Origin of the sequence: Streptomyces sp. NPDC002044 (assembly GCF_040296725.1) — a bacterium.
Taxonomy (GTDB): domain Bacteria; phylum Actinomycetota; class Actinomycetes; order Streptomycetales; family Streptomycetaceae; genus Streptomyces; species Streptomyces antarcticus.
Genome location: NZ_JBEOXU010000116.1, coordinates 1 through 20,713, shown reverse-complemented (window position 1 = coordinate 20,713; position 20,713 = coordinate 1). Strand labels below are relative to the sequence as shown.

Below are 20,713 nucleotides of genomic sequence, written 5' to 3'. Positions count from 1 at the left end.
GGGGGGGGGGGGGGGGGGGGGCGCGTCCCGGGGCGCGCCCGGGGCCGGGTGCCTCGGTCACATCTCGGTCCCCGAGGCGCCGCCCACGGGGTGGACGACGACGGGGGGATTCGGGGCGCCTTCGGGAACGGGGCAGGCGTGGGCGCGGGCGGCGATCTCGGCGGCCCGGGCGAAGTCCGGGACGTCGATGATCCAGTACCCGGCCAGTACCTCCTTCGTCTCCCCGTACGGTCCGTCGCTCACCACGGGGGCGCCGTCGGCTCCGGCGGTGACCAGGCGGGCCTGGCGGGGTTCGGCGAGTCCCTGCCCGTCGACCCACTCGCCCGCTTCGGCGAGGTCGTCGTTCAGGGAGCCCATGTGGTCGAACATCGCCTTCAGGTCGGCTTCGGACCAGGCCGGACTGCCCTCGCTCGCCCGGCCGGCCATGGCCTCGTAGTCGGCCTGCTTCCCGAGGACCATCAGCATGTACTTCATGGGGTGCCGCTCCTTCGTGTTCACGGGCCCCGACGCGGGCGGGGGCCTTCGCAGGGGACGTCGGAGCCGTTCCTCCCCTTGCGACACGTCGACCGCGGCGGCGCGCGACGGTTGCGCCGGCCGGTGCCAGAGCTGCTGACCCCGCCGGCCACCACCCGGGTGATCCTCCAGGTCGCCGGACCGGGCGGCGGCGGGGAGGAGCCGGCCGAGCCGGCGCCGATGCTGCGGGAGTCGAACGAGCGCAACATCGCGGTGGTCAAGGCGCTGGTGGACCTCGCGGGCGCCGAGCACTCCGACTTCGACGCCGGGCCGGTGAACCTGGCCGCCCTGGTCCGGCAGGTCGCGCGGGGCTCCGTCTCGGCGGCAGCGAACCCGGAGGACGGACTGACGGTGCGGGCCTCGTCCCCGCCCGGTGAGCGCGGGGACCCTGAGGGCCGCGGAACCCCCGGAACCCGCGAGGAGCCCTTGGCGCCGGCCGGTCCCGGCCGGTCCGCGACTGTGGCAGCGCGCGAACGGCCGGGAGGCGTTACAGCGGGCGGGTCAGTTGTCGGAGCCGACCGTGTTGTCGTGGCCCGCGTTGAACACGTCGTCCGCGGCGAACTGGAGCCAGTCGCCGAAGACGATCGTGTAGGAGTTCTGCGGGGCGACGTTGACCGTGACGTCGGCGGCAGCCGCGGACGCACCGCCGAACACGATGGCACCGGCGGCGAGGACGGAGAACAGGGTGCGCGCAGAACGCATGATTCCACCTTTCACAAGGGAGACAGAAGGGGATGAATCGCACCCCAGAACCTAGAGAGGACGCGCCCGGCTGTCCCGCCACACGGCGCGGCCCCGCCAACACCAAGCCGATTGGCCGTACCACCGCGGCCAGGGCACCGGCCCGCTCCCGGCACGGCGACGCGCACTACGCTGACCCCATGAAGATCATCGACTTCGAGCCGGGCGATCCCCGGCTGACCGAGGACCTCCTCCCCGTCCTGCTGGAACTGCGCACCCACCTGACGGAGGACCTGTTCCGCTCGATCCTCGCGGAGGGGCACAGCCAGGGCCTGCGCTTCTCGGGCGCGTACGACACCGACGGCCAGTGCGTGGGCGCGGCCGGCTGGCGCGTCGTCGCCAACACCTTCCAGGGCCGCAAGCTCTACGTCGACGACCTGGTCACCCGGGCCACGGCGCGCTCCACCGGCGTGGGCCACGCGCTCCTCACCCACCTGGAGGAGCACGCCCGGACCGCCGGGTGCACGGCACTCACCCTCGACTCCGGCACCCAGCGGACCGATGCGCACCGGTTCTACTTCCGGGAGCGGCTGGCCGTGACCGCCTTCAACTTCGAGAAGCGGCTCGTCTGACACCGACGCGGGCCACTTTGCGGGAGTTGGCCTTGCCGTGATCCGGACTCGACGTGCCCGGCCGCCGTGACCGAACCGTCGTCGGGCCGAGGCCCGCGCGGGCTCGTCGGCGGACGCCGCGCTTGTTAGGTTCCTGCTCCTGACTCAGCCGATCCGGGGGGAACCGCTGCCATGTCCGCACGCTCCAGATCCTGCCGCCTCCTGTCCACCGCGGCCGTCGCCGCCGTCCTGCTGGTGGGCGCCGCCGGGTGCGGGGAGAAGGACCGTACGGCGAAGGCGGCGGCCTCCGAGCCGGCCGCCCCGCCTGAGCCGGCCGCCGCGTCCTCCGCACCGGCTGCCGCGAGCGCGTCGGCCCCGGCCCCCGGGGCGTCCCCGCCGAGCGGCGCCTCGGCCAGCGCGGCCGTCCCTCCGGCTCCTTCGCCCTCCGCCAGCGCCGCGCCTCCCGCCGCGGCCGCGCCACGGGCCACGACTCCCGCTCCGGCGCCGACCCGCCTGACGGTGGCGGTGGAGACCCGGGGTGGCCGGCTCTCCCTCGTACGCGGGGGCCCGGCGCAGGAGTTCACGGTCACGCTGCGGAACGGCGACACGGCCGCGTACCGGCACCTCCTGGTCGCGTTCCAGATGGAGACGCTCGTCGACGGGTCCGGCGGCGGACCGGGCGCCGGGCCGGGCTTCGCTCTGGAACGGCGCGACCCGGCCTCCGGCGCCTGGCGCCCGGCCGCCCTGCGCGTCGCCAACGACCGCATGCCGCCGTCGCTGTTCACGGGCGGCTCCGCGCTAGCCCTCGGGGAGGTCCGTGTCGCGCACTACCGGCTGCGGGCGAACGCCGCGGGCCCGGCCGGCAGCACCCCCGTGGTCGTCTCCTTCATCGACACGGACGCGGACCGCGAGGCGGCCGGCCACGTGAACCTCGTCCACGCGACCCGATGAGGGAGGTCCGGGCCGGAGCGCGCGCCAGATCAGGGCAGAATGGGAGCAATCGGTACTGTCGAGGCCGTCCAGGACTCCCCTGGCGGTCGAGAGAGGTACGAGGATGGCCAAGGCCCATTTGGTGGGAAGCGGGATCGCCTCACTGTCCGCGGCGGCGTTCCTGATCCGCGACGGAGGCTTCGCCGGCCGGGACATCGTCATCCTGGAGGAACAGGACCGGGAGGGCGGGAGCCTGGACGCGGCGGGCTCCGCGGAGGCGGGTTACACCATGCGCGGCGGCCGCATGTTCGAGATCCACTTCGACTGCACGTACGACCTGCTGGGGTCCGTCCCGTCCCTCGACGACCCCTCCAAGTCGGTCACCGGGGACACGTTCGCCTTCCACGAGGACTTCGCCTGGAACGACCACGCACGCCTCGTCGACGGCGAGGGCAGGGTGGTCGACGCCCACTCGATGACCTTCTCCGAGCGGGACCGCCTCGAACTGGTCCGCTGCGTCGCCACTCCCGAGCACCAGCTCGACGGGAAGCGCATCACCGACTGCTTCGGCGAGGGGTTCTTCACCACCAACTTCTGGTGGATGTGGTGCACGACCTTCGCCTTCGAACCGTGGCACAGCGCGATCGAGTTCCGGCGCTACCTCAATCGGTTCATCCACCTCTTCAAGACCTTCGACACCATGTCGGGGATCTACCGCACCCGCTTCAACCAGTACGACTCGATCGTGCGCCCGCTGCTGAAGTGGCTGACGGACCAGGGGGTGACGGTCCAGCTCGGCACCCGCGTCACGGACCTGCGGCTGTCGGCGGGTGACGGGCTGACCGTCGAGGCCGTGGTGTGGGAGCGCGACGGGCACGGCGGTGAGACCCCGGTCGGGCCGGACGACCTCGTGATGGTCACCAACGGGTCGATGACCGCCGGCTCCACGCTGGGGACGACCGACTCCGCCCCCGTCCTGGACACCTCGGGCGCCGCCGGGTCGTGGGCGCTGTGGGAGGCCCTCGCCGCCGGCCGGCCGGAGCTGGGCCGGCCCGAGGTCTTCCACTCTCACGTCCGGGAGTCGACGTGGGAGTCGTTCACGGTCACCACGAAGGACCCGACGTTCTTCAAGCTGATGCAGGAGTTCAGCGGCAGCGAGGCCGGAAAGGGCGGCCTGATCACCTTCAAGGACTCGGGCTGGCTGCTGACCATCGTCCTCAACCACCAGCCGCACTTCCGCGACCAGCCCGAGGACACCTTCGTGTGGTGGGGGTACGCGCTGTTCCCCGACCGGGACGGCGACTTCGTCGAGAAGCCGATGACCCAGTGCACGGGACGGGAGATCCTCGACGAGGTGCTCCGTCACCTGCGGTTCGAGCAGCGGCAGCGGATCCTCGACGGGTCCGTCGTCATCCCGGCGCTGATGCCCTACATCACCAGCCAGTTCCTGGTGCGCTCCGCGGGCGACCGGCCGCAGGTGGTTCCCCGGGGATCGACGAACCTGGCCTTCATCGGGCAGTACGCGGAGGTCCCGGACGACGTGGTCTTCACCGTCGAGTACTCCGTACGCACCGCCTGGACCGCGGTGGCCACCCTGCTCGGACTCGACCGGCAGCCGCCGCCCGTCTACAAGGGGCAGCACGACCCCGGGGTACTGGTCGAGGCGTTGCGGACACTGCACCGGCGCTGACCGGGGAGGGGTTTGCCGAGGGCGAGCACCGCGGTACGCCAGGCATCGGTGACAGCCTCGCGGGCGCGGTCGGTCGCCTCCGCGACCCCGGCGGGGAGCCGGAGCGGGGCCCCGATGTGGACGTGCAGGCCGGGGCGCCGGACGGGGGCGGTGACGGTACCGGCGAGCTGCTTCGCGCGTCCGCCGGAGCACAGGCGGCGGACTCCCGCCTGGCCCACCGGGACGACGGGGGCGCCGGTCGCGGCGGCGAGGCGGGCCAGGCCGCTGCGGAAGGGGCCCGGGGCCGACTCCCCCGCGTCCCGCCGCGCCGGCAGCCGGCCCTCCCCGTAGAGCAGCACCCTGCGGCCGGAGGCGAGGGCGGCGGCCGCCGCCTCCAGGGACTCGGCGGCGCGCGCGGTTCCCCGGTGGACGGCGATGTGGCCCTCGCGCCGGAGCGCGGACCCGAGCACGGGCACCCGCCACAGGCCCGCCGTGGCCAGGACCACGGGCTCGATCCCGTGCCGGCGCAGCGCGGCGACGACGACGGCGGGGTCGGCGAGCGAGGTGTGGTTGGCGACGAAGATGCCGCCGCCCGCGGGGACCCCGTCGGGGTCGGCGGTGACGGTCAGCCGGCCGAAGGCGGGGACGGCGGCGGCGGCGATTCGGCTGAGCATGGACGGCCCCGTTCGGTGGTGCTGTGGCTCGCTGAGCTGGTCCTCTCCATGATCGGGCGGTGGGGCGGCGGTCACATGAGTAGGCGTACTCAACCGGTGTGGGGGCCATCGGCACGGGCGTGGGAGTACGCCCACCCCGGGGCGGGGGCGGCGGTCGGCTGGGCTGCGGTCGGTTCGGCTGCGGTCAGGGGTCGGCGGTCAGGGGGTCGGCGGCTGCTTGAACTCGATCTCGACGAAGGCCAGCCGCCCGGTGCCGGAGTTGACCACTTCGTGCGCGCCGCCGGCCTGGCGGGCGTACGTCTCCCCCGTGCGCAGCACCGAATCGGTCCGCGAGCCGTCGGGGGTGATCACGGTGATGCGGCCGTCCCCGACCGGAACCACCACGTAGTCGTACGCGTGCACGTGGTGGCCCGTGGTCTCGGCAGGCTCGAAGTCCCAGCGGGTGACCCGGGTCCTGGCGTCCTCGTACTGCACCGTCGCCCGGGCCGTCGTCTCGGTCGTCATGGCCGCTCCTCGTGTCGTGTGCGCGGGTTCCGGCCGCGCTCCGGTCCGGCGGCCCATCATGCCCGGCAGGAACCGCGGGGCCGGGGACCGGCCGCCGGTCTCGACGGAGCGGCGACCCAGCCACCACCGCGATACAGAGATATTGCGCAGCAATGCCGCCTTCTTGCGTCTTATCATGGACTTCCTGCTGGCTGAGTCACAGGCGACCTTCGGCAGCGCCCCTGCCGCCCACGCCGCCGGGGTGCCCGCCCCGTCGCCGATCGGCATACCCGGGCGCGGGGCGGAGATCCCGTTCACCACGCTGGAGGCCGAGTACGCCGGTACGACCGGCACGCTCATCGGCCCCGACCGGTACTCCCGGCCGGGACCAGAATGCGGGTGCGGTGACATCGACCGTGAAGTCGCCGATTTTCACGGTCGGCCTCGCGGACTTCGAGCTGGCCGGCGCGGCCGCGGCCAGGCCGGCCGGAGCCCTCGACTCCGTCGCGGACTTCGGCGCCGACCCCACCGGCGCCACGGATTCGACCGCACGGATGCAGGCCGCGGTCAACGCCGGACCGGCCCAGGGCAAGGCGGTCTACGTGCCACCGGGCGATTACACCCTCTACGACCACGTCGTGGTGGACGGGGTCACCGTCCAGGGCGCGGGCCCCTGGTACACGGTCTTCGGCGGTCGCGACCCCGTGAACCGCAACCGCGCCGCCGGTTTCTACGGCAAGCACGGCGGCTACACCGGACCGGTCCGGTCCGGTCCGGTCCGGTCCGGTCGCACGAGGCGGCGGTCACCGTCCCGCTGTCGGCGGTGGGGGTGCGCTACGTACGCCTGGCCTTCACCGCGAACACCGGCTGGCCGGCGGGCCAGTTGTCCGAACTGGAGGTGTACGCCCCGCCGTGCGTCCGCCACCGGTGAGGTCCGGGAGCGGGCCGCTTTCCGCTGGTCGGCGGGGTGAAGTATGACCGAACGGTCACAGGATGCGGCAACGGGAACGCGGAGGGCGCGACCGCCCTCTAGGGAGGAGGCGGCGCCCGCGCGCGGGTGTCGCCGCGTGACGACATCAGCGGAGACCGGCGGGCTGCCGGGTGCGAACGGCAAGGCGGGGCTAAATGAAGGCGGTAACGGTGGCGGGCGGTTCCTCGGAGAATCCGAAGGTCGAAGTGCCTGAGGAAGGGCCGCAGCCCCCGGAGGAGTCGAGCACCCCGTCCACGGCGGATCTGCCGGACGGGGACACGGCAGCGGCGACGGACGCCGACGCGGGGGCGACGGGCGGTGACGTGCCGGAGAACGCGGACGGGACCCCGGGCCCCGCACGCGGGGAGGACCCGTCCGAGGAAAGCGGGGACGACGACCGCGCCGAGGCCGGGAGCGAGGCCGGAAGCGAGGCCGGTACGGCGGCTGAGCCCGAGCCGGACGACGAGGCCGCCGCCGGGGCCGACGCAGGGGACGGGGCCGAAGCCCGCCCCGGCACGGAGGCCGGGTCGAGCCCGGGTTCCGGGGTCACGGCCACGGCCCCTGACGGGCCGGACACCGAGGAGGCGGACTCCGAGCGCGCGTCCGGTACCTCGACCGAGACCGCGGACGACGACCCGGCCGTGCCGGACACCGCCCCCTCGGGCGCAGCGGACGGCAAGGCCGAGGCGGACACCAAGGCTGCGGCGAGCACGATGGCCGAGCCCGGCACCGAGGCGGAATCCGATGCCGAGCACGACACGGCCCCAACGGCCGACGCCGATGCCCGCTCCGAAGCCGACGCCGGGGCCGACGCCGCTCCCGAGCCCGGGACCGGCACGGACACAGACGCGCCCGCTGAGGACGAACCCGTCGCCGAGGACGCCCCGGACCGCACCGGTTCGCCGGCCGTGGACGCGAAGGCCACCCGGACCGGCGGGGCGAAGCCGGCGCCGGCCGACGCGGCGCCGAGCCGGCGGCCGTCATGGGCGCGGAGCGCCGAACCCGGCGCGGAGCCGAAGCCCGACGCCGTATCCGGTGACGGCCCGGAGCCGGAGTCGGAGTCCAGGCCCGATCCCGAGCCCATACCCATACCCGTACCCGTGCCCGTGCCCGTGCCCAAGCCCGGTCACGTACCCGCTCCCAAGCCCAGGCCCACGTCAGCGCCCGATTCCGAGGCCGAGCGGACGAGTCAGTTCGTCGCGCTCAAGCCCCTCGACATCCCCCCGCCCGCGCCGCAGCCCACGACCGCACTCCCCCTCCTGCCCTCACCCACGCCCGCCTCCGGCCCGGCCCCCTCACCGTGGCCCGTGGTCACCCGGCCGCCGGGTGGGGCACCGCTCGACCTGCTGGCCGAACTGACCAACACCGCTCCGCCGCCCGAGACCCCCCGCCGGACGGCACTGCGCCGCGTCAAGATCTGGACGCCGATCCTGCTCGTCCTGGCCGGAGCCGTCGCGGGCGCCCAGCTGCTGCGCCCCCTGCCCGACCCGAAGATCGTCGGTACGGAGTCCCTCCACACCATCGACGGCCGGTTCACGATCCCCTGGCCGGCCAAGGGCCAGGGTGCCGTCCGCGTGTCCGGCTCCGGCGACATCGGCACCTTCGGCGAGCAGAAGCCGGTCCCGACCGCCAGCGTCGCCAAGGTGATGACGGCGTACGTCATCCTCAAGAGCCGCCCGCTGCGCAAGGGCGAGGCCGGCCCCGACATCGTGGTCGACGCGAAGGCCGTGGCGGACGGCACCTCCGAGAGCGAGTCCCGGATCACGGGCCTCGTCGCCGGTACGAAGTTCACCCAGCAGGACATGCTCAAGATGCTCATGATCCCGTCGGGGAACAACGTGGCCCGGCTGCTGGCCCGGTGGGACACCGGCACCGACTCCGAGGCCGCGTTCGTCGAGAAGATGAACGCCGCCGCCAAGGAGCTGGGCATGGACGACACCACGTACACCGACCCCAGCGGCCTGGACGCGGGCACCGTCAGCACGGCCACGGATCAGCTGAAGCTGGCCGAGGCGGTCATGAAGGACGAGGCGTTCCGCTCGGTGGTCGCGCTGCCCGACGCCCAGATCAAGGGGCTGCCGGGGCCGATCTACAACAACAACGACCTGCTCACCGCACCCGGCCTGAGCATCCGTGGCATCAAGACCGGTTCGAGCACGCCCGCCGGCGGCACCCTGATGTGGGCGGCGTACAAGTCGGTCGGGGACGAGACGCCGCTGATCCTGGGCACGCTGATGGACCAGCGCGTGGAGAGCGGGCCGGACCCGGACGCCGCGAACAGCCTGATCCTGGTGAAGGCCAACAGCAAGAAGATCATTGAGGCCGTACGGTCGGCACTGGCCTCGGCGCCGGTCATCCGCAAGGGGCAGAAGGTCGGGTACGTGGACGACGGGCTCGGGGGCCGCACCCCCCTCGTCGCCACCAAGGACGTGAACGTGGTCGGCGTCCCGGGCCAGCCGTTGCGGATCTCCGTCGGTTCCGTGGCCGGCGCCGGTCCGCTGCCGCACTCGGCGAAGCCCGGGGCCGAGATCGGCGTGCTGACCGTGGGCGAAGGCGCCGGCGCCAAGAGCGTCCCGGTGGCGGTGCAGGGCGCTCTGGCGGAGCCTTCGTTCGGTACCCGGCTCACCCGCCTGGGCTGAGCCCGTGGCCCGGGCGGGGCCTGTGAAGCGAGGAAGGCCGGTTCCCTCCGTGGAGGGAGCCGGCCTCTTGTGTCGGCGTCGGCACCCGCAGGTGCTGTGCCCCCTGAGGGTCACGAGGTCCGATTCCTCCGCCGCGTCAGACCCCGCAAGGCCCCCGCCCCCGGGTCGCCGCTGACCCGTACACGGTCGGGCCGGGGCGGGCGCGGGCCTGCGGGAACTCCTGCTCCTGCTCCTGCTCCTGCTCCTATTCCTGCTCCTCCAGCCGGATGGCCTTCTTCAGGTCGTGGTGCGCCTGGCCCCACTTGCCCTCCTGCTGCTCCAGCAGGGCGGCCGCGATGGCGTCGAGCTTGCGCTGGATGGCGTGTTCCGCGCGTCTCTCGGAGTTCTTCAGCAGGGCCAGCAGCAGGAGGGCCACCGCGCCCATTGCGTCACCCGTCAGGTGCTGCCAGCTCATGGACAGGTGCAGTACGTGGGCGACGAGGAAGGCCGCCACGAGCAGCACGCAGAGCACGGAGAAACCCGCGGAGCTGGTGAAGTTCGAGGCGAGCTCGGCGAATTTCTCGAATCGGCCGATCTTGCCGTGGGGGTTCTTCTCCGATGGGTGTTCGATGCTCATGGTGCGCGCCTGCCCCGGGAGGACCCCCGGCACACCCCGGGCGAGAGGTCACCACCTGCACGGCTGGGGCAAACGGACTCGTACGGGCCGTGCAGGCGGCTCCGCTCCGGGGGTCGCGGTCCGGGGAGAGCCCCCTGGACCGCGGCCGTCCGGGGGTTCAGGCGCCCGGTGGGACCCGCTGCGGGCGGCCGGAGCCGCGCGTCAGTGAGTAGCCGAAGAGACCCGCGGCCGCCCCGAGCACGCCGCCGGCGGCGGTCCAGATCCAGCGGTCGGACCACCAGCCGCCCGCCCAGCCGTCCTCCGGCTCGCGCAGCGCGGAGGTCACGGTGGCGGGCACCAGCGGGGCGGCCAGGGCCCCGTCCACCGCGTGGGCGCCGCCCGTCTCCTTCACCTCGGCTTCGACGGCCGCGCGCACCGGCAGACCGAGGTCCTCCGCGGGGACGTCGATGACCGTCAGGCGTACGTAGTAGCTGCCGGGCAGCGGGTCGTTGGCCCACGGCTCGGCGTTGGCACGGACCGTGCGCAGGGTGCAGGACAGGTCCGCGGAGGCGGCGTTCGCGGCCGCAGCGACGGTCTGCGTGCCGTAGGTGCAGGCCTGGCGGCGGCGCAGGCCGTCGTACACGTCGAGCCGCCAGGTGGAGGCGCCGTGCCGGGCCGATGCCTCGGGGAGCGTCACCTTCGCCTTGACGGTGACGCGCTGCCGGGCGTCGATCGGGAGCACCCAGTAGAGGTAGTCGCCGGTGGAGGCGGCCGCCGTGGCCTGCTGGCCCGGGCGGAACGCCGCCGCGGTGCGGAAACCGGTCCCGGCCTCGGTCGGGGCGGGTCCGGCGTCACCGGAGGCGCTCGGGCTCGGATGGGCCGACGGGGTGTCCGCGGAGGCCGTTCCCGCCACCGCGAGGGCGGCGGTCGTGGCCAGCAGGGCGGCGGTCAGGGTGCGTACGGTACGCATCAGTTGGTCCTCCAGACGGAGACGCGCCAGCGGGAGATCCATCCCCAGACCAGACCGGCCAGCAGGCCGAAGACGACCAGGACGGCCAGCAGCCACCAGCCGCGGCCGAGGCCGAAGGACGCGGCGTCGGAAGCCTCGTCGGGACCGTCCACCACCTCGATGGTCAGTTCCACGGGCATGCCCGGGGCGGTCTTGACGGACGCGGGAGCGGAGAAGGAGTTGCTGACCTGGACGCAGACGGTCTCCGCGGCCCGTTCGGCGTCGTCGTCCGCGCCGTCGGCCTCGGCCTTGGGGTAGCGCAGTCCGGTGGACAGGACATCGGTGCGCCCGTCGCCCGCCTCGGAGCCGCGGACGATCTCGCGGCCGTGGACGGTGCTGGCGCGCAGCAGGACTCCGTAGTCCCGATGGACGGCACGGTCGGCGGCGATGCTGACGGAGGCGCGCAGTTCCTGGCCGGGCAGGACGTCCACGCGGTACCAGCGGTGCTCGCCGAAGGACTCGCGGTCGCTGTACAGGCCGGGCTTCAGCTGCGGGGCGCCCTCGCACTGCTTCGCGCCCTCGGTGGCGACCGGGTTGACGACCGGGTCGGCGGCCCGGTCGACGAGCTGTTTGACGCGGCCGGAGAGTTCCGCGGTGTGCTGCACGGAGGTGTAGGTGCCGCCGGTGGCCTCGGCGATGCAGGTCAGCTGGGCGCGGGTCTTGGCGTCCGGGACCAGACCGAGGGTGTCGATGACCAGGTGGATGCCCTTGGCGGCGATGTCGCGGGCGACCTCGCACGGGTCGAGCGGGGCGCAGGTGTCCTCGCCGTCCGTGATGAGGACGATCCGCTTGGTGGCGTCGCCGCCGTCGAGGTCCTGGGCGGCGGCGAGGAGGGCCGGGCCGATCGGGGTCCAGCCGGTGGGGGCCAGGGTCGCCACGGCGGTCTTGGCCTCGGTGCGGTTCAGCGGCCCGACCGGGTAGAGCTGCTTGGTGTCCTTGCAGCCCTGCGCCTTGTCGTCGCCGGGGTAGGTGGCGCCCAGGGTGCGTATGCCGAGCCGCACCTCGTCGGGCACCGCGTCGATGACCTCGTTGAATGCCTGCTTCGCCGCGGCCATCCGGGACTGGCCGTCGATGTCGGTGGCCCGCATGGAACCGCTGACGTCCAGGACGAGATCGACCTTGGGGGGTTCCTTGGCCGCGGGTCCGTCGGCGGCGGTGGCACTCGCCGGGAAGAGCCCGACGACGAGGGCGGCGAGCAGGCCGCACGCCCCGGCCGCAAGCCGTTTCGATGTGATCATCGCCGGATCGTATTGAGGATCGTCCGGCAATCCAAAACGGGTGCCCGGCCCGGCCTTTCGGGCCCGGCGGGGGTACAGCGGGCGCGGGGCGGGCGCGGGCGCGGGGAGGGCGCGGGCGCGGGGAGGGCGCGGGCGCGGGGAGGGCGACGGCCCGCGCCGCACCGGCGACGGAAGGCCGGCCGGGCGAGCGCAGGTTTCAAGCGCGCCGCCTACCGGGGCGGGGGCGTGTCCGTCGCCATGGAGGTGCACGGCGTCGGCTTCGCCGGGCCGTGCGGGGCCGACCGCGTCCGCACCGTCCACCACCCGGCGAACGTGCGCGCCATCGGGGTGAACCGGACGCCGGGCTATGTCGACGCGGAGTGGGACGGCGGTCCCTGAGCGTCCGGGGCGAAGACGGCTTCGAGGTGGGCGGCCAGCCGGTGCGGGTCGGGCGGGCAGAGCCGGGCGCCGAGGTAGCCGTCGGGGCGGACCACGAAGGCGGTGGGGCGGTCCACCCCGTAGAGGCGGGCGAACTCCCCCGCCGTGTCGTGGTGGACGGGCAGGACCGTGCCGTCGGCCGGGGTGCCGGGGGCGAGGACCGCACAGACCTCGATCCGGTCCCCGGTGCGGGCGCGTGCCGTCGTGACGAGCGCGTCGAAGTCCGCGGCGGCGTCCGGGCCTCCGGTGCCGAACAGCAGAAGTACGTGGCCGCGCTCGCGCAGCAGGTCGTACAGGCGCTGCGGGTAGGCGGCGATCGGCCCGGTGAGGCCCCCGCAGTCCGGGGCCCGGTCGCCGGGGCGCGGGCCGGCCCCGTCGGCCCCGGCGTCTCCCTCGGATCCGGCGTCTCCCTCGGCTCCCTCGGCTCCGGCGACCCCGGTGCCCGGCGGGTCCACGAGCGGGCTGCCCCGGTAGGTGACGAGCAGTTGGGCCTCGCGCAGCAGCAGGGTGCCGGGGTCCTCCGGGTCGGCCTGCACCCCCTCCGCCGCGTGCCGGACGGTACGGCCGACGACTTCCTCGCCGACGGGCCGCCGCTCGGCGTCGTAGCTGGCGAGCAGGCCCGGACGGGCGGCTCCGCCGACGGCGAGGGCGAGTTTCCAGGCGAGGTTGAAGGCGTCCTGGATGCCGGTGTTCATGCCCTGGGCGCCCGTCGGGGGGTGGATGTGGGCGGCGTCCCCGGCGACGAAAACACGGCCGTCACCGTACCGGTCCACGATCCGGTGGCTGATACGGAACACCGAGGCCCAGCGCATGTTCCTCGCGGTCGTCGGCTGCGGGGAAAGCCGGTCCAGGACCGCCTGGATGTCGGGCAGCGCGGGGGCCCGGCCGCTCTCCAAGCCGTGCGTCACCCCGTCCCCGGCGGTCCTGGACGTCTGGTCGCCCCCGGGTGCCCGCCCGGCGTCCGAGAGCCCGGGCGGGACCAGCATCGACATGCGGTACCGGCCCCGGCCGGGCAGCGGGATGCCGACGAGGACGTCGTCGACGGCGCCGTCGGCGCCGCGGTGCATGGCGCGTACGCCGTATCCGGCGGGCAGGTCCCAGTCGACCTCCACGTCGGCGAGCATGTACCCGTCGGCGAAGGCACCGCCCTCGAAGGTGAGCCCGAGGCCCTTGCGGACGATGCTGTGCGCGCCGTCGCAGCCGATCAGGTAGCGGGAGCGGACCACTTCCTCCGTGCCGTCCGCGGCACGCAGGACGCTGGTGACCCCGTCGGTGTCCTGGGTGAACGAGACCAGCTCCACGGACCGTTCGATCCTGGTGCCGAAGCGGCCCAGGAACGCTTCGAGGATCCGCTCGGTCTCGTACTGCGGCAGCGCGGCGAAGCCGTACGGCACTTCGGGGGGCATGACGAGTTCGACGCGGGCCGGCCCGGCGCCGTTGTCGTACACCAGCTGGCCGCGCATCGGGACGGACGCGTCGAGGGCGTCGCGCACCAGGCCCATCCGGTCCCAGACCTCCAGGGTCCGGGGCTGGATGCCCACCGCCTTCGCGAACGGCAGCCTGGCCGGCAGCCGGTCGGCGATCCGGCAGCCGACGCCGTGCCGGCGCAGTTCTCCGGCGGCGGTGAGGCCGACGGGGCCGGCGCCGGCGACCAGCACGTCCGTGGTGTAGGTGCGCGCCATGGGCGCCTCCCTGGGAGCGGCCCCGTACGGGTCGGTGCCCTCCCATGGTCACCCGGGGGCTCGCGGAGCGGCTACTCGATCACGAGCTCCACATCGATGTTGCCGCGGGTGGCGCGGGAGTACGGGCAGACCTCGTGCGCCTGCTTGACCAGCAGCGCACCGGTCTCGCCGGCCAGGGACTCGGGAAGCTCGACGCGCAGGACCACGGCCAGGCCGAACGCGGGGCCGTCCTTGCCGATGGACACCTCGGCGGTCACGGAGACCTCGCTGGTGTCGGCCTTGGCCTGACGGCCGACGAGGCCGAGGGCACTGGCGAAGCACGCGGCGTACCCGGCGGCGAAGAGCTGCTCGGGGTTGGTTCCGCGGCCGTCTCCGCCGAGCGCCGGGGGCATGGCCAGCGCGAGGTCGATCTGACCGTCGGAGCTGACGGCGCGGCCTTCGCGGCCGTTGGCGGTGGCGACAGCGGTGTACAGGGCGTCCATCGGAGTTCCTCTCGCAGGGGTGAACCGTGGTGCGGGGCCGGGGTGGCCGGCCGCGCTCCATCAGTAGAGCACGCAATTGAGTTGCGCACAACTCAATGCCGCACACGTTGCCCCGGGTACACTGGCCGACATGACCGAGACGCCGACCGAACCCCTCGCCGACCAGGACTTCCTGCGCCTGGACGGCCAGATCTGCTTCGCCCTGAACGCGGCGACCCGGGCCTTCGGCGGCCTCTACCGCGTCGTCCTGAAGGACCTGGGCCTGACCTACCCCCAGTACCTGGTGATGCTGGTGCTCTGGGAGCACGGCGAACTGCCGGTCAAGCAGATCGGCCGGCACCTGCGGCTCGACTCCGGGACGCTGTCGCCCCTGCTCAAGCGGTTGGAGGCGGCCGGACTGGTGGCGCGCGAGCGCAGCACCGAGGACGAGCGGTCGGTGCACGCGCGCCTCACCGCGGAGGGCGCCGCCCTGCGCGACCGCGCGGTGGAGGTGCCCCGGCGCATCGCGGCCGCGACCGGCTTCGACCTCGCCGAGATCCACGACCTCCACGCCCGCCTCGGGCGCCTCACCGCGGCCCTCGACGCCGCCGTCCCGCCGGAGTCCTGAGCGGCTCCGCGCCGACCGGCACCACCCGGGGTCTCACTCCTCGTCGGCCGCGTTCGCCCGGTTCTCGCGGGCCGTCATCTGGCCCTGCACGAAGGCGTCGGTGTGCGGCGCGTACGGGCCGCCGTGGTCGACGAGCAGCCCGGTGATCCGGCGCCACTCCGCCACCGTCGCGGCCGTCGCCTCGTCGGCCCGCTCCAGGTCGCCCGCCGCCTCCTCGGCGGCCTCCTGGGCGGCGGCCGTCTCGTGGTGCTTCATCCCGGTGGCCGTGCGCCGCACCCGGTCGCGAGCGGCGCGTTCCGCCCCGGAGGGCTCGTGGGGTTGTGTCGCCTCGTCCTCGGTCATGGCTCGTCCTCGTTCAGGGGGTCGCCGCCCCGCCGTCCCGCCCCCGCCTGGTCGCGGGCGCCCGGGCCTCTTCCCCGTATACCCCGGACCTGGGCGTTCACCGCGCGGCGCGCCCGTGCGGGCTGCCCGGCGCCTTGCCACACTGGGGCCAGGAGGTACGCGATGGACCCGGTTGCGGCGCTTGACCGGATCGCCTTCCTGCTGGAGCGCGCGCAGGCGCCCACGTACCGGGTGCGCGCGTTCCGGACGGCGGCGGCCACCCTCGTCCGCATGGGCGGGCCCGAGACCGCCGAGCGGGCCGCGGCCGGTTCCCTGGAGGCCGTCAAGGGCATCGGCCCCAAGACCGCCCAGGTCGTACGGGAGGCACTCGCCGGATCGGTGCCGGGCTACCTGCGGGCCCTGGAGGACGAGGCCGCCGCCCTCCCCGAGGGCCCCCCGCCCACGCCGGGGGCGCTCGCCCTGCGGGCGGCCCTGCGCGGGGACTGCCACATGCACTCGGACTGGTCCGACGGCGGCAGCCCGATCGAAGCGATGGGGCAGGCGGCGGCCTCGCTGGGCCACGCGTACGCCGTGCTCACCGACCACTCGCCGCGGCTCACCGTCGCCCGGGGCCTCTCCCCCGAGCGGCTGCGCGAGCAACTGGACGTGGTGGCCGCGCTCAACGGGCGATGGGCGCCGTTCAGGCTCCTGACGGGCATCGAGTGCGACATCCTCGACGACGGTTCGCTGGACCAGGAGCCGGAGCTGCTGGAGCGGCTGGACCTGGTCGTCGGCTCGGTGCACTCCAAGCTGCGCATGGAGTCGCCCGCGATGACCCGGCGTCTGCTGGCGGCCGTGCGCAACCCCCTGATGGACGTACTGGGCCACTGCACCGGGCGGCTCCTCACCGGGCGGACCCGGCCCGAGTCGCGGTTCGACGCGGAGCGGGTCTTCGCGGCGTGCGCCGAGGCGGGCACCGCCGTGGAGATCAACAGCCGGCCCGAGCGGCTGGACCCGCCGCGGCGGCTGCTGCGGCTCGCGGTGGCGGCCGGGACCTTCTTCGCGATCGACACCGACGCGCACGCCCCGGGCCAGCTGGACTGGCAGCTCCTCGGCTGCGAACGGGCCGCCGAGTGCGGGGTCCCCGCCGGCCGCGTCGTCAACACCTGGGAGGCGGACGGCCTCCTGGCCTGGACCCGCACCCGGCGCGCCCCCTGACGAAGCCCCCTACCCCCGCATCCGCACGACCAGCAGCACCGCGTCCGCCCCGGCCAGGGCCAGTACGGCCAGGAAGGGGAGCCGGCCGGCGGGGCGGCGGCAGACGAGCAGGGCCGTCGCCGCCGCCCCGCCCAGCAGGCCCCAGCCGTACGCCGCGATCCGCCCCGGCGGACCCGCCACCAGCACCGCCGTGGAGGCGAGGACGAGGAGCCCCGCGACGACGGCCGCCCGCCGCACACCGAGGCGTTGCGGCAGGCCGGTGATGCCGGTGGCGAGGTCGTCGTCGATGTCGGGCAGCACGTTCGCGAAGTGCGCGCCCGCGCCGAGCAGGGCGGCGCCGGCCGTGAGCCACACCGGCGGCCACGGCGCCCCGGGCAGGCCCAGCGTGACGACGGCGGGCAGCAGGCCGAAGGCCACCGCGTAAGGGAGCCAGGAGACGGCGGTGGCCTTCAGCCGGAGGTTGTACGCCCAGGCGGCGGCCACCGCGACCAGGTGGACGGCTCCGGCCGCCCGCCCGGCGGCCAGCGACAGCGGCACGCAGCACAGCAGCGCCACAGCCGCGGCGCCGGCCACGGCCCCCGGGGACACCGTGCCCGCGGCCAGGGGTTTGTCCCGGCGGCCCGCGGCGAGGTCGCGCCGGAGGTCCGCCCGGTCGTTGCACCAGCCCACGGAGAGCTGCCCGGCGGCCACGGCGGCCACCGTCAGGGCCGTTCCGGACGGACCGCGCCCCACCGCCACGGCCAGCGCGGCGGCGAGCAGGGTGACGGCCGCCGCCGGGACCGGGTGACAGGCCGCCGACAGGCCCAGAACCGAACGGAGGCGTCCGGCGGCCGACGGGGCCGCTGCGGCGGGGCGGGGGGATGCGAGGCGCGCGGGCACGACGCCACGGTAGACGGCGCCGCGCCCGGTCCGCCTCATTCATAACGAAATGTCAGTTCTTTTCTATGGTGAATCAATGACACGTGTCCTGGCAGTGAGCAGCGTGTTCCCTCCCCACCGCCACCCTCAGTCCGAGATCACGGCAGCGCTCGCCCGCTTCCTGCCGCCCGGCTCCGACACCGCCCTGCTGCACCGGGTCCACGCCTCGGCGCGGGTGGAGTCCCGCCACCTCGCGCTCCCGCTGGACCGGTACGGGCCCGGAAACGACTTCGGCACCACGAACGCCCTGTTCGTCGAGGCGGCTCTCGATCTCGGCGCCCGGGCCCTCGAACTCGCCCTGGCCGAGGCCGGCGTGACGGCCGACGCGGTCGACCTGATCATGTCGACCACCGTCACCGGGCTCGCCACCCCGTCCCTGGAGGCGCGGCTCGCCGGCCGGGCGGGGCTGCGCCCCGACGTGAAACGGGTGCCGCTCTTCGGGCTGGGCTGCGCGGCGGGCGCCGCCGGGCTCGGCCACGTCCACGACCACCTCACCGGACACCCGGAGCACGCCGCCGTGCTCCTGTCCACGGAACTGTGCTCGCTCACCGTCCAGTCCACCGACACCTCGACGGCGGCGCTGGTGGCCGGGGCCCTCTTCGGCGACGGCGCGGGGGCCCTGCTCGCCGTGGGCCGCGGCCATCCGCTGTACGCCACGGCCGCCGGGCCCACGGTGGTGGCCTCGCGCAGCCGCCTCTATCCCGGCACCGGACACCTCCTCGGCTGGGACATCGGCCACTGGGGTTTCCGGATGGTCCTCGGGCGCGAACTCCCCGATCTGGTACGGCTGCACGTCGCCGAGGAGGTCGAGGCCTTCCTCGCGGCGCACGACCTCAAGCCCGCCGACGTGGACGCCTGGATCTGCCATCCCGGCGGGCCCAGGCTGCTCGACGTCCTCGCGGACGCCCTGGCGCTTCCCGAGTCGGCCTTCGCCGCGAGCAGGCGCTCGCTGGCCGCGGTCGGCAATCTCTCCTCCGCCTCGGTCCTGCACATCCTGGGCTCCGTCCAGGAAGCCGGGCCGCCGCCGCCCGGATCGGTCGGGCTGATGCTCGCCTTCGGTCCGGGCTTCGCCTCCGAACTCGTCCTCTTGCGATGGTGACCCCGATGACCTGGTACCTGATCCTCATCGGCCTCGTCTGCGCCGAGCGGCTCGCCGAACTCGTCACGGCGCGCCGGCACACCGCGTGGAGCCTGGCGCGCGGCGGCGTCGAGCACGGCCGCGGCCACTACCCGGCGATGGTCGCCCTGCACACCGCACTGCTCGCGGGCTGCGTGGTGGAACCGCTGCTGTCCGGACGGCCGTTCGTCCCCGCGCTCGGCTGGCCGGCCCTGGCCCTGGCCCTCGCCGCCCAGGGCCTGCGCTGGTGGTGCATCCGCACCCTCGGACCGCGCTGGAACACCCGGGTCCTCGTCGTGCCCGGGCTGCCGCTGGTCGCCGGCGGACCGTACCGGTGGCTGCGCCATCCGAACTACGTCGCGGTGGTGGTGGAGGGGTTCGCGCTGCCGCTGGTGCACGGCGCCTGGCTGACCGCGCTCGGCTTCACCGTGCTCAACGCGCTCCTGCTGCGCGTAAGGATCCGCTGCGAGGACGACGCCCTCACCGGGGCGGCCCCGGCGCGGGCGGCGGCCCCGGCGGCGTCGGGCACCGTACGGTGATCGACCTGCTGATCGCGGGCGGCGGCCCGGCCGGGCTGGCCACCGCCATCCACGGCGCCCTCGCCGGCCTGGAGGTCGTCGTCGCGGAGCCGCGGCCGACCCCCATCGACAAGGCGTGCGGGGAGGGGCTGATGCCCGGCGCGGTCCGGCGCCTGAGGGAGCTGGGGGTGCCCCTGTCCGGCCAGCCGTTCCACGGCATCCGCTACGTGGACGGCGTGAGCGGCCGGCACGCCGAGGGGCTGTTCCACCGCGGCCCGGGCCTCGGCACCCGCCGGACCGCGCTCCAGCCCGCACTGGCCGAACGCGCCGCCGCCCTCGGGGTCCGGGTCGTCCCGCGCCGCGTGGACGGGGTGGTCCAGGAGGGCGACCGGGTCCACGCGGCGGGGCTCACCGCGCGCTACCTGGTGGCGGCCGACGGGCTGCACTCCCCCGTGCGGCGCGGACTGGGCCTGGCGGCCCCGCCGGTGCCCGGCCGCCCGGCCCGCTACGGGCTGCGCCGGCACTACGACGTCGCACCGTGGAGCGGGCTCGTCGAGGTGCACTGGGCGGACCGCTGCGAGGCGTACGTCACCCCGCTGGCGCCCGACCGGATCGGCGTCGCCCTGCTGACCTCGGAGCACGCCCCCTTCGACGTGCAGCTCGCCCGGTTCCCGCTGCTGGCGCGGCGGCTGTCCGGGGCCGGCGGAACGGCGGTGCGCGGGGCCGGGCCGCTGCGCCAGGGCGCGCGCGTACGGGTGGCCGGGCGGGTGCTGTTCGTGGGCGACGCGGCCGGGTACGTCGACGCGCTGACCGGGGAGGGCCTCACGCTGGCCGTGACCGCCGCCGGGGAACTGGTGCGCTGCGTACGCCAGGGGCGGCCGCAGGCGTACGAGCGGGCCTGGCGGGAGCTGTCGCGGAGCTACCGCACGCTGACCGCCTCCCTGCTCTGGGCCCGCCACCGGCCCCCCGTCGCCCGGCGGATCGTGCCGCTGGCCGCGCGGCTCCCGCGGGTGTTCACGGGGGCGGTGAACCTCCTGGCGTGACACGGCACCCCGCGCACGGGGCGCGGGGTGCCGGTGCCGTACCGGGGGTGCCGGCCGGTGCTAGGCCGAGCGCTCCTGACGGTTCCTCAGGGCCAGCCCGGCCAGCACCGCGCCGGCCGCGGCGCAGAACACCGCGATGACGCCCGCCCAGGCCAGCGAGCCGCCCACGGCCCCCGCCAGGGGGTCGTAGTGCGCGGCGCCGCCGAACACGTGCAGGGCGACGACGCCGAGGGCCGTGACCGCCCCCGCCCGCCAGACCAGCGGGGTGTCCCGGGCCGCGAGCACCCGTTCGTCGAACCGTTCGTCCGGACCCTCACGGCGGGCACCAAGTTCGTTCCGGCCTCTGCGGGATGGGGCCAGATCGACGCCTCGACCGTC

Annotated in this window: 21 protein-coding genes and 2 pseudogenes; 11 read left to right on the top strand and 12 right to left on the bottom strand. The window is 74.8% G+C overall.

All coding sequences use genetic code 11. From position 1 onward, the window contains the following. Window positions 1–57: 57 nt before the first annotated feature. Both ABT106_RS24275 and ABT106_RS24270 read right to left on the bottom strand, forming a co-directional pair. The gene (locus tag ABT106_RS24275; protein ID WP_351280965.1) at window positions 58–474 is read right to left on the bottom strand and encodes a YciI family protein; all 417 of its coding nucleotides are present in this window, start codon (window positions 472–474) and stop codon (window positions 58–60) included. Between the two features lie 540 nt (window positions 475–1,014). Next, complete coding sequence (locus tag ABT106_RS24270; RefSeq protein WP_351280962.1) at window positions 1,015–1,215, bottom strand: hypothetical protein; 201 nt, start codon at window positions 1,213–1,215, stop codon at window positions 1,015–1,017. A 179-nt stretch (window positions 1,216–1,394) separates the two neighbouring features. On the opposite strand from ABT106_RS24270, the gene ABT106_RS24265 reads away from it, so the two are divergent. The 3 genes from ABT106_RS24265 to ABT106_RS24255 all read left to right on the top strand — a co-directional run bounded on the left by ABT106_RS24265 (window position 1,395) and on the right by ABT106_RS24255 (window position 4,425). Beyond that, window positions 1,395–1,826, top strand: a complete 432-nt coding sequence (locus ABT106_RS24265; RefSeq protein WP_351280959.1) for a GNAT family N-acetyltransferase — start codon at window positions 1,395–1,397, stop codon at window positions 1,824–1,826. A 171-nt stretch (window positions 1,827–1,997) separates the two neighbouring features. Further along, window positions 1,998–2,756 (top strand): hypothetical protein, encoded by a 759-nt coding sequence (locus tag ABT106_RS24260; protein ID WP_351280956.1) that lies wholly within the window; start codon window positions 1,998–2,000, stop codon window positions 2,754–2,756. A gap of 103 nt (window positions 2,757–2,859) precedes the next feature. Beyond that, window positions 2,860–4,425: an oleate hydratase gene (locus ABT106_RS24255; protein WP_351280954.1), complete on the top strand. Its 1,566-nt coding sequence runs from the start codon at window positions 2,860–2,862 to the stop codon at window positions 4,423–4,425. Here ABT106_RS24255 and ABT106_RS24250 read toward each other — a convergent pair. After that, window positions 4,362–5,078: a lysophospholipid acyltransferase family protein gene (locus ABT106_RS24250; RefSeq protein ID WP_351280951.1), complete on the bottom strand. Its 717-nt coding sequence runs from the start codon at window positions 5,076–5,078 to the stop codon at window positions 4,362–4,364. The genes ABT106_RS24255 and ABT106_RS24250 overlap by 64 nt on opposite strands. Before the next feature lie 198 nt (window positions 5,079–5,276). Then, complete coding sequence (locus ABT106_RS24245; RefSeq protein ID WP_351280948.1) at window positions 5,277–5,582, bottom strand: cupin domain-containing protein; 306 nt, start codon at window positions 5,580–5,582, stop codon at window positions 5,277–5,279. A 152-nt stretch (window positions 5,583–5,734) separates the two neighbouring features. On the opposite strand from ABT106_RS24245, the pseudogene ABT106_RS24240 reads away from it, so the two are divergent. Together ABT106_RS24240 and ABT106_RS24235 are read left to right on the top strand one after the other, a co-directional pair. Further along, window positions 5,735–6,208, top strand: a pseudogene (locus tag ABT106_RS24240) (glycosyl hydrolase family 28-related protein); the annotation flags it as partial. A 478-nt stretch (window positions 6,209–6,686) separates the two neighbouring features. Next, window positions 6,687–9,170 carry a serine hydrolase gene (locus ABT106_RS24235; protein ID WP_351280945.1) on the top strand — a complete coding sequence of 828 codons (2,484 nt, stop codon included), beginning with the start codon at window positions 6,687–6,689 and terminating at the stop codon, window positions 9,168–9,170. A 244-nt stretch (window positions 9,171–9,414) separates the two neighbouring features. Here ABT106_RS24235 and ABT106_RS24230 read toward each other — a convergent pair whose 3' ends face one another. The 3 genes from ABT106_RS24230 to ABT106_RS24220 all read right to left on the bottom strand — a co-directional run bounded on the left by ABT106_RS24230 (window position 9,415) and on the right by ABT106_RS24220 (window position 12,012). After that, entirely contained in the window at window positions 9,415–9,786 is a 372-nt protein-coding gene (locus ABT106_RS24230) for a low affinity iron permease family protein (RefSeq protein WP_351280943.1), read from the bottom strand. Window positions 9,787–9,943: 157 nt separating this feature from the next. Continuing rightward, window positions 9,944–10,735 (bottom strand): hypothetical protein, encoded by a 792-nt coding sequence (locus ABT106_RS24225; RefSeq protein WP_351280940.1) that lies wholly within the window; start codon window positions 10,733–10,735, stop codon window positions 9,944–9,946. Beyond that, window positions 10,735–12,012, bottom strand: coding sequence for a VWA domain-containing protein (locus tag ABT106_RS24220; protein WP_351280937.1), 1,278 nt, complete (start codon window positions 12,010–12,012; stop codon window positions 10,735–10,737). The genes ABT106_RS24225 and ABT106_RS24220 overlap by 1 nt, the downstream gene beginning before the upstream one ends. A gap of 225 nt (window positions 12,013–12,237) precedes the next feature. Here ABT106_RS24220 and ABT106_RS24215 point away from each other — a divergent pair, with 225 nt between their 5' ends. Continuing rightward, on the top strand, window positions 12,238–12,390 hold the full coding sequence (locus ABT106_RS24215) for a hypothetical protein (protein ID WP_351280934.1): 153 nt from the start codon (window positions 12,238–12,240) through the stop codon (window positions 12,388–12,390). Here ABT106_RS24215 and ABT106_RS24210 read toward each other — a convergent pair. Then, window positions 12,357–14,111, bottom strand: a complete 1,755-nt coding sequence (locus tag ABT106_RS24210; protein WP_351280931.1) for an FAD-dependent monooxygenase — start codon at window positions 14,109–14,111, stop codon at window positions 12,357–12,359. The genes ABT106_RS24215 and ABT106_RS24210 overlap by 34 nt on opposite strands. A gap of 71 nt (window positions 14,112–14,182) precedes the next feature. Beyond that, window positions 14,183–14,593: an organic hydroperoxide resistance protein gene (locus ABT106_RS24205; RefSeq protein WP_267719430.1), complete on the bottom strand. Its 411-nt coding sequence runs from the start codon at window positions 14,591–14,593 to the stop codon at window positions 14,183–14,185. 130 nt (window positions 14,594–14,723) lie between these two features. Between ABT106_RS24205 and ABT106_RS24200 the strand changes: the two genes are divergently transcribed. Continuing rightward, window positions 14,724–15,200, top strand: coding sequence for a MarR family winged helix-turn-helix transcriptional regulator (locus tag ABT106_RS24200; protein WP_351280928.1), 477 nt, complete (start codon window positions 14,724–14,726; stop codon window positions 15,198–15,200). Between the two features lie 33 nt (window positions 15,201–15,233). Here the strand turns inward: ABT106_RS24200 and ABT106_RS24195 are convergent, their stop codons facing one another. Further along, window positions 15,234–15,542, bottom strand: coding sequence for a hypothetical protein (locus ABT106_RS24195; protein ID WP_351280926.1), 309 nt, complete (start codon window positions 15,540–15,542; stop codon window positions 15,234–15,236). A 162-nt stretch (window positions 15,543–15,704) separates the two neighbouring features. On the opposite strand from ABT106_RS24195, the gene ABT106_RS24190 reads away from it, so the two are divergent. After that, window positions 15,705–16,739 carry a PHP domain-containing protein gene (locus ABT106_RS24190; protein ID WP_351280923.1) on the top strand — a complete coding sequence of 345 codons (1,035 nt, stop codon included), beginning with the start codon at window positions 15,705–15,707 and terminating at the stop codon, window positions 16,737–16,739. A 9-nt stretch (window positions 16,740–16,748) separates the two neighbouring features. Here ABT106_RS24190 and ABT106_RS24185 read toward each other — a convergent pair whose 3' ends face one another. Beyond that, complete coding sequence (locus ABT106_RS24185; protein ID WP_351280921.1) at window positions 16,749–17,618, bottom strand: UbiA family prenyltransferase; 870 nt, start codon at window positions 17,616–17,618, stop codon at window positions 16,749–16,751. Window positions 17,619–17,694: 76 nt separating this feature from the next. On the opposite strand from ABT106_RS24185, the gene ABT106_RS24180 reads away from it, so the two are divergent. The 3 genes from ABT106_RS24180 to ABT106_RS24170 are packed head-to-tail and all read left to right on the top strand — an operon-like array spanning window position 17,695 to window position 20,335. Continuing rightward, window positions 17,695–18,756: a type III polyketide synthase gene (locus ABT106_RS24180; RefSeq protein ID WP_351280918.1), complete on the top strand. Its 1,062-nt coding sequence runs from the start codon at window positions 17,695–17,697 to the stop codon at window positions 18,754–18,756. 5 nt (window positions 18,757–18,761) lie between these two features. Further along, window positions 18,762–19,313 carry an isoprenylcysteine carboxyl methyltransferase family protein gene (locus tag ABT106_RS24175; RefSeq protein WP_351280916.1) on the top strand — a complete coding sequence of 184 codons (552 nt, stop codon included), beginning with the start codon at window positions 18,762–18,764 and terminating at the stop codon, window positions 19,311–19,313. Next, window positions 19,310–20,335, top strand: coding sequence for an NAD(P)/FAD-dependent oxidoreductase (locus ABT106_RS24170; RefSeq protein WP_351280913.1), 1,026 nt, complete (start codon window positions 19,310–19,312; stop codon window positions 20,333–20,335). The genes ABT106_RS24175 and ABT106_RS24170 overlap by 4 nt, the downstream gene beginning before the upstream one ends. Window positions 20,336–20,395: 60 nt before the next feature. Here the strand turns inward: ABT106_RS24170 and ABT106_RS24165 are convergent. Continuing rightward, window positions 20,396–20,713, bottom strand: a pseudogene (locus ABT106_RS24165) (hypothetical protein); the annotation flags it as partial.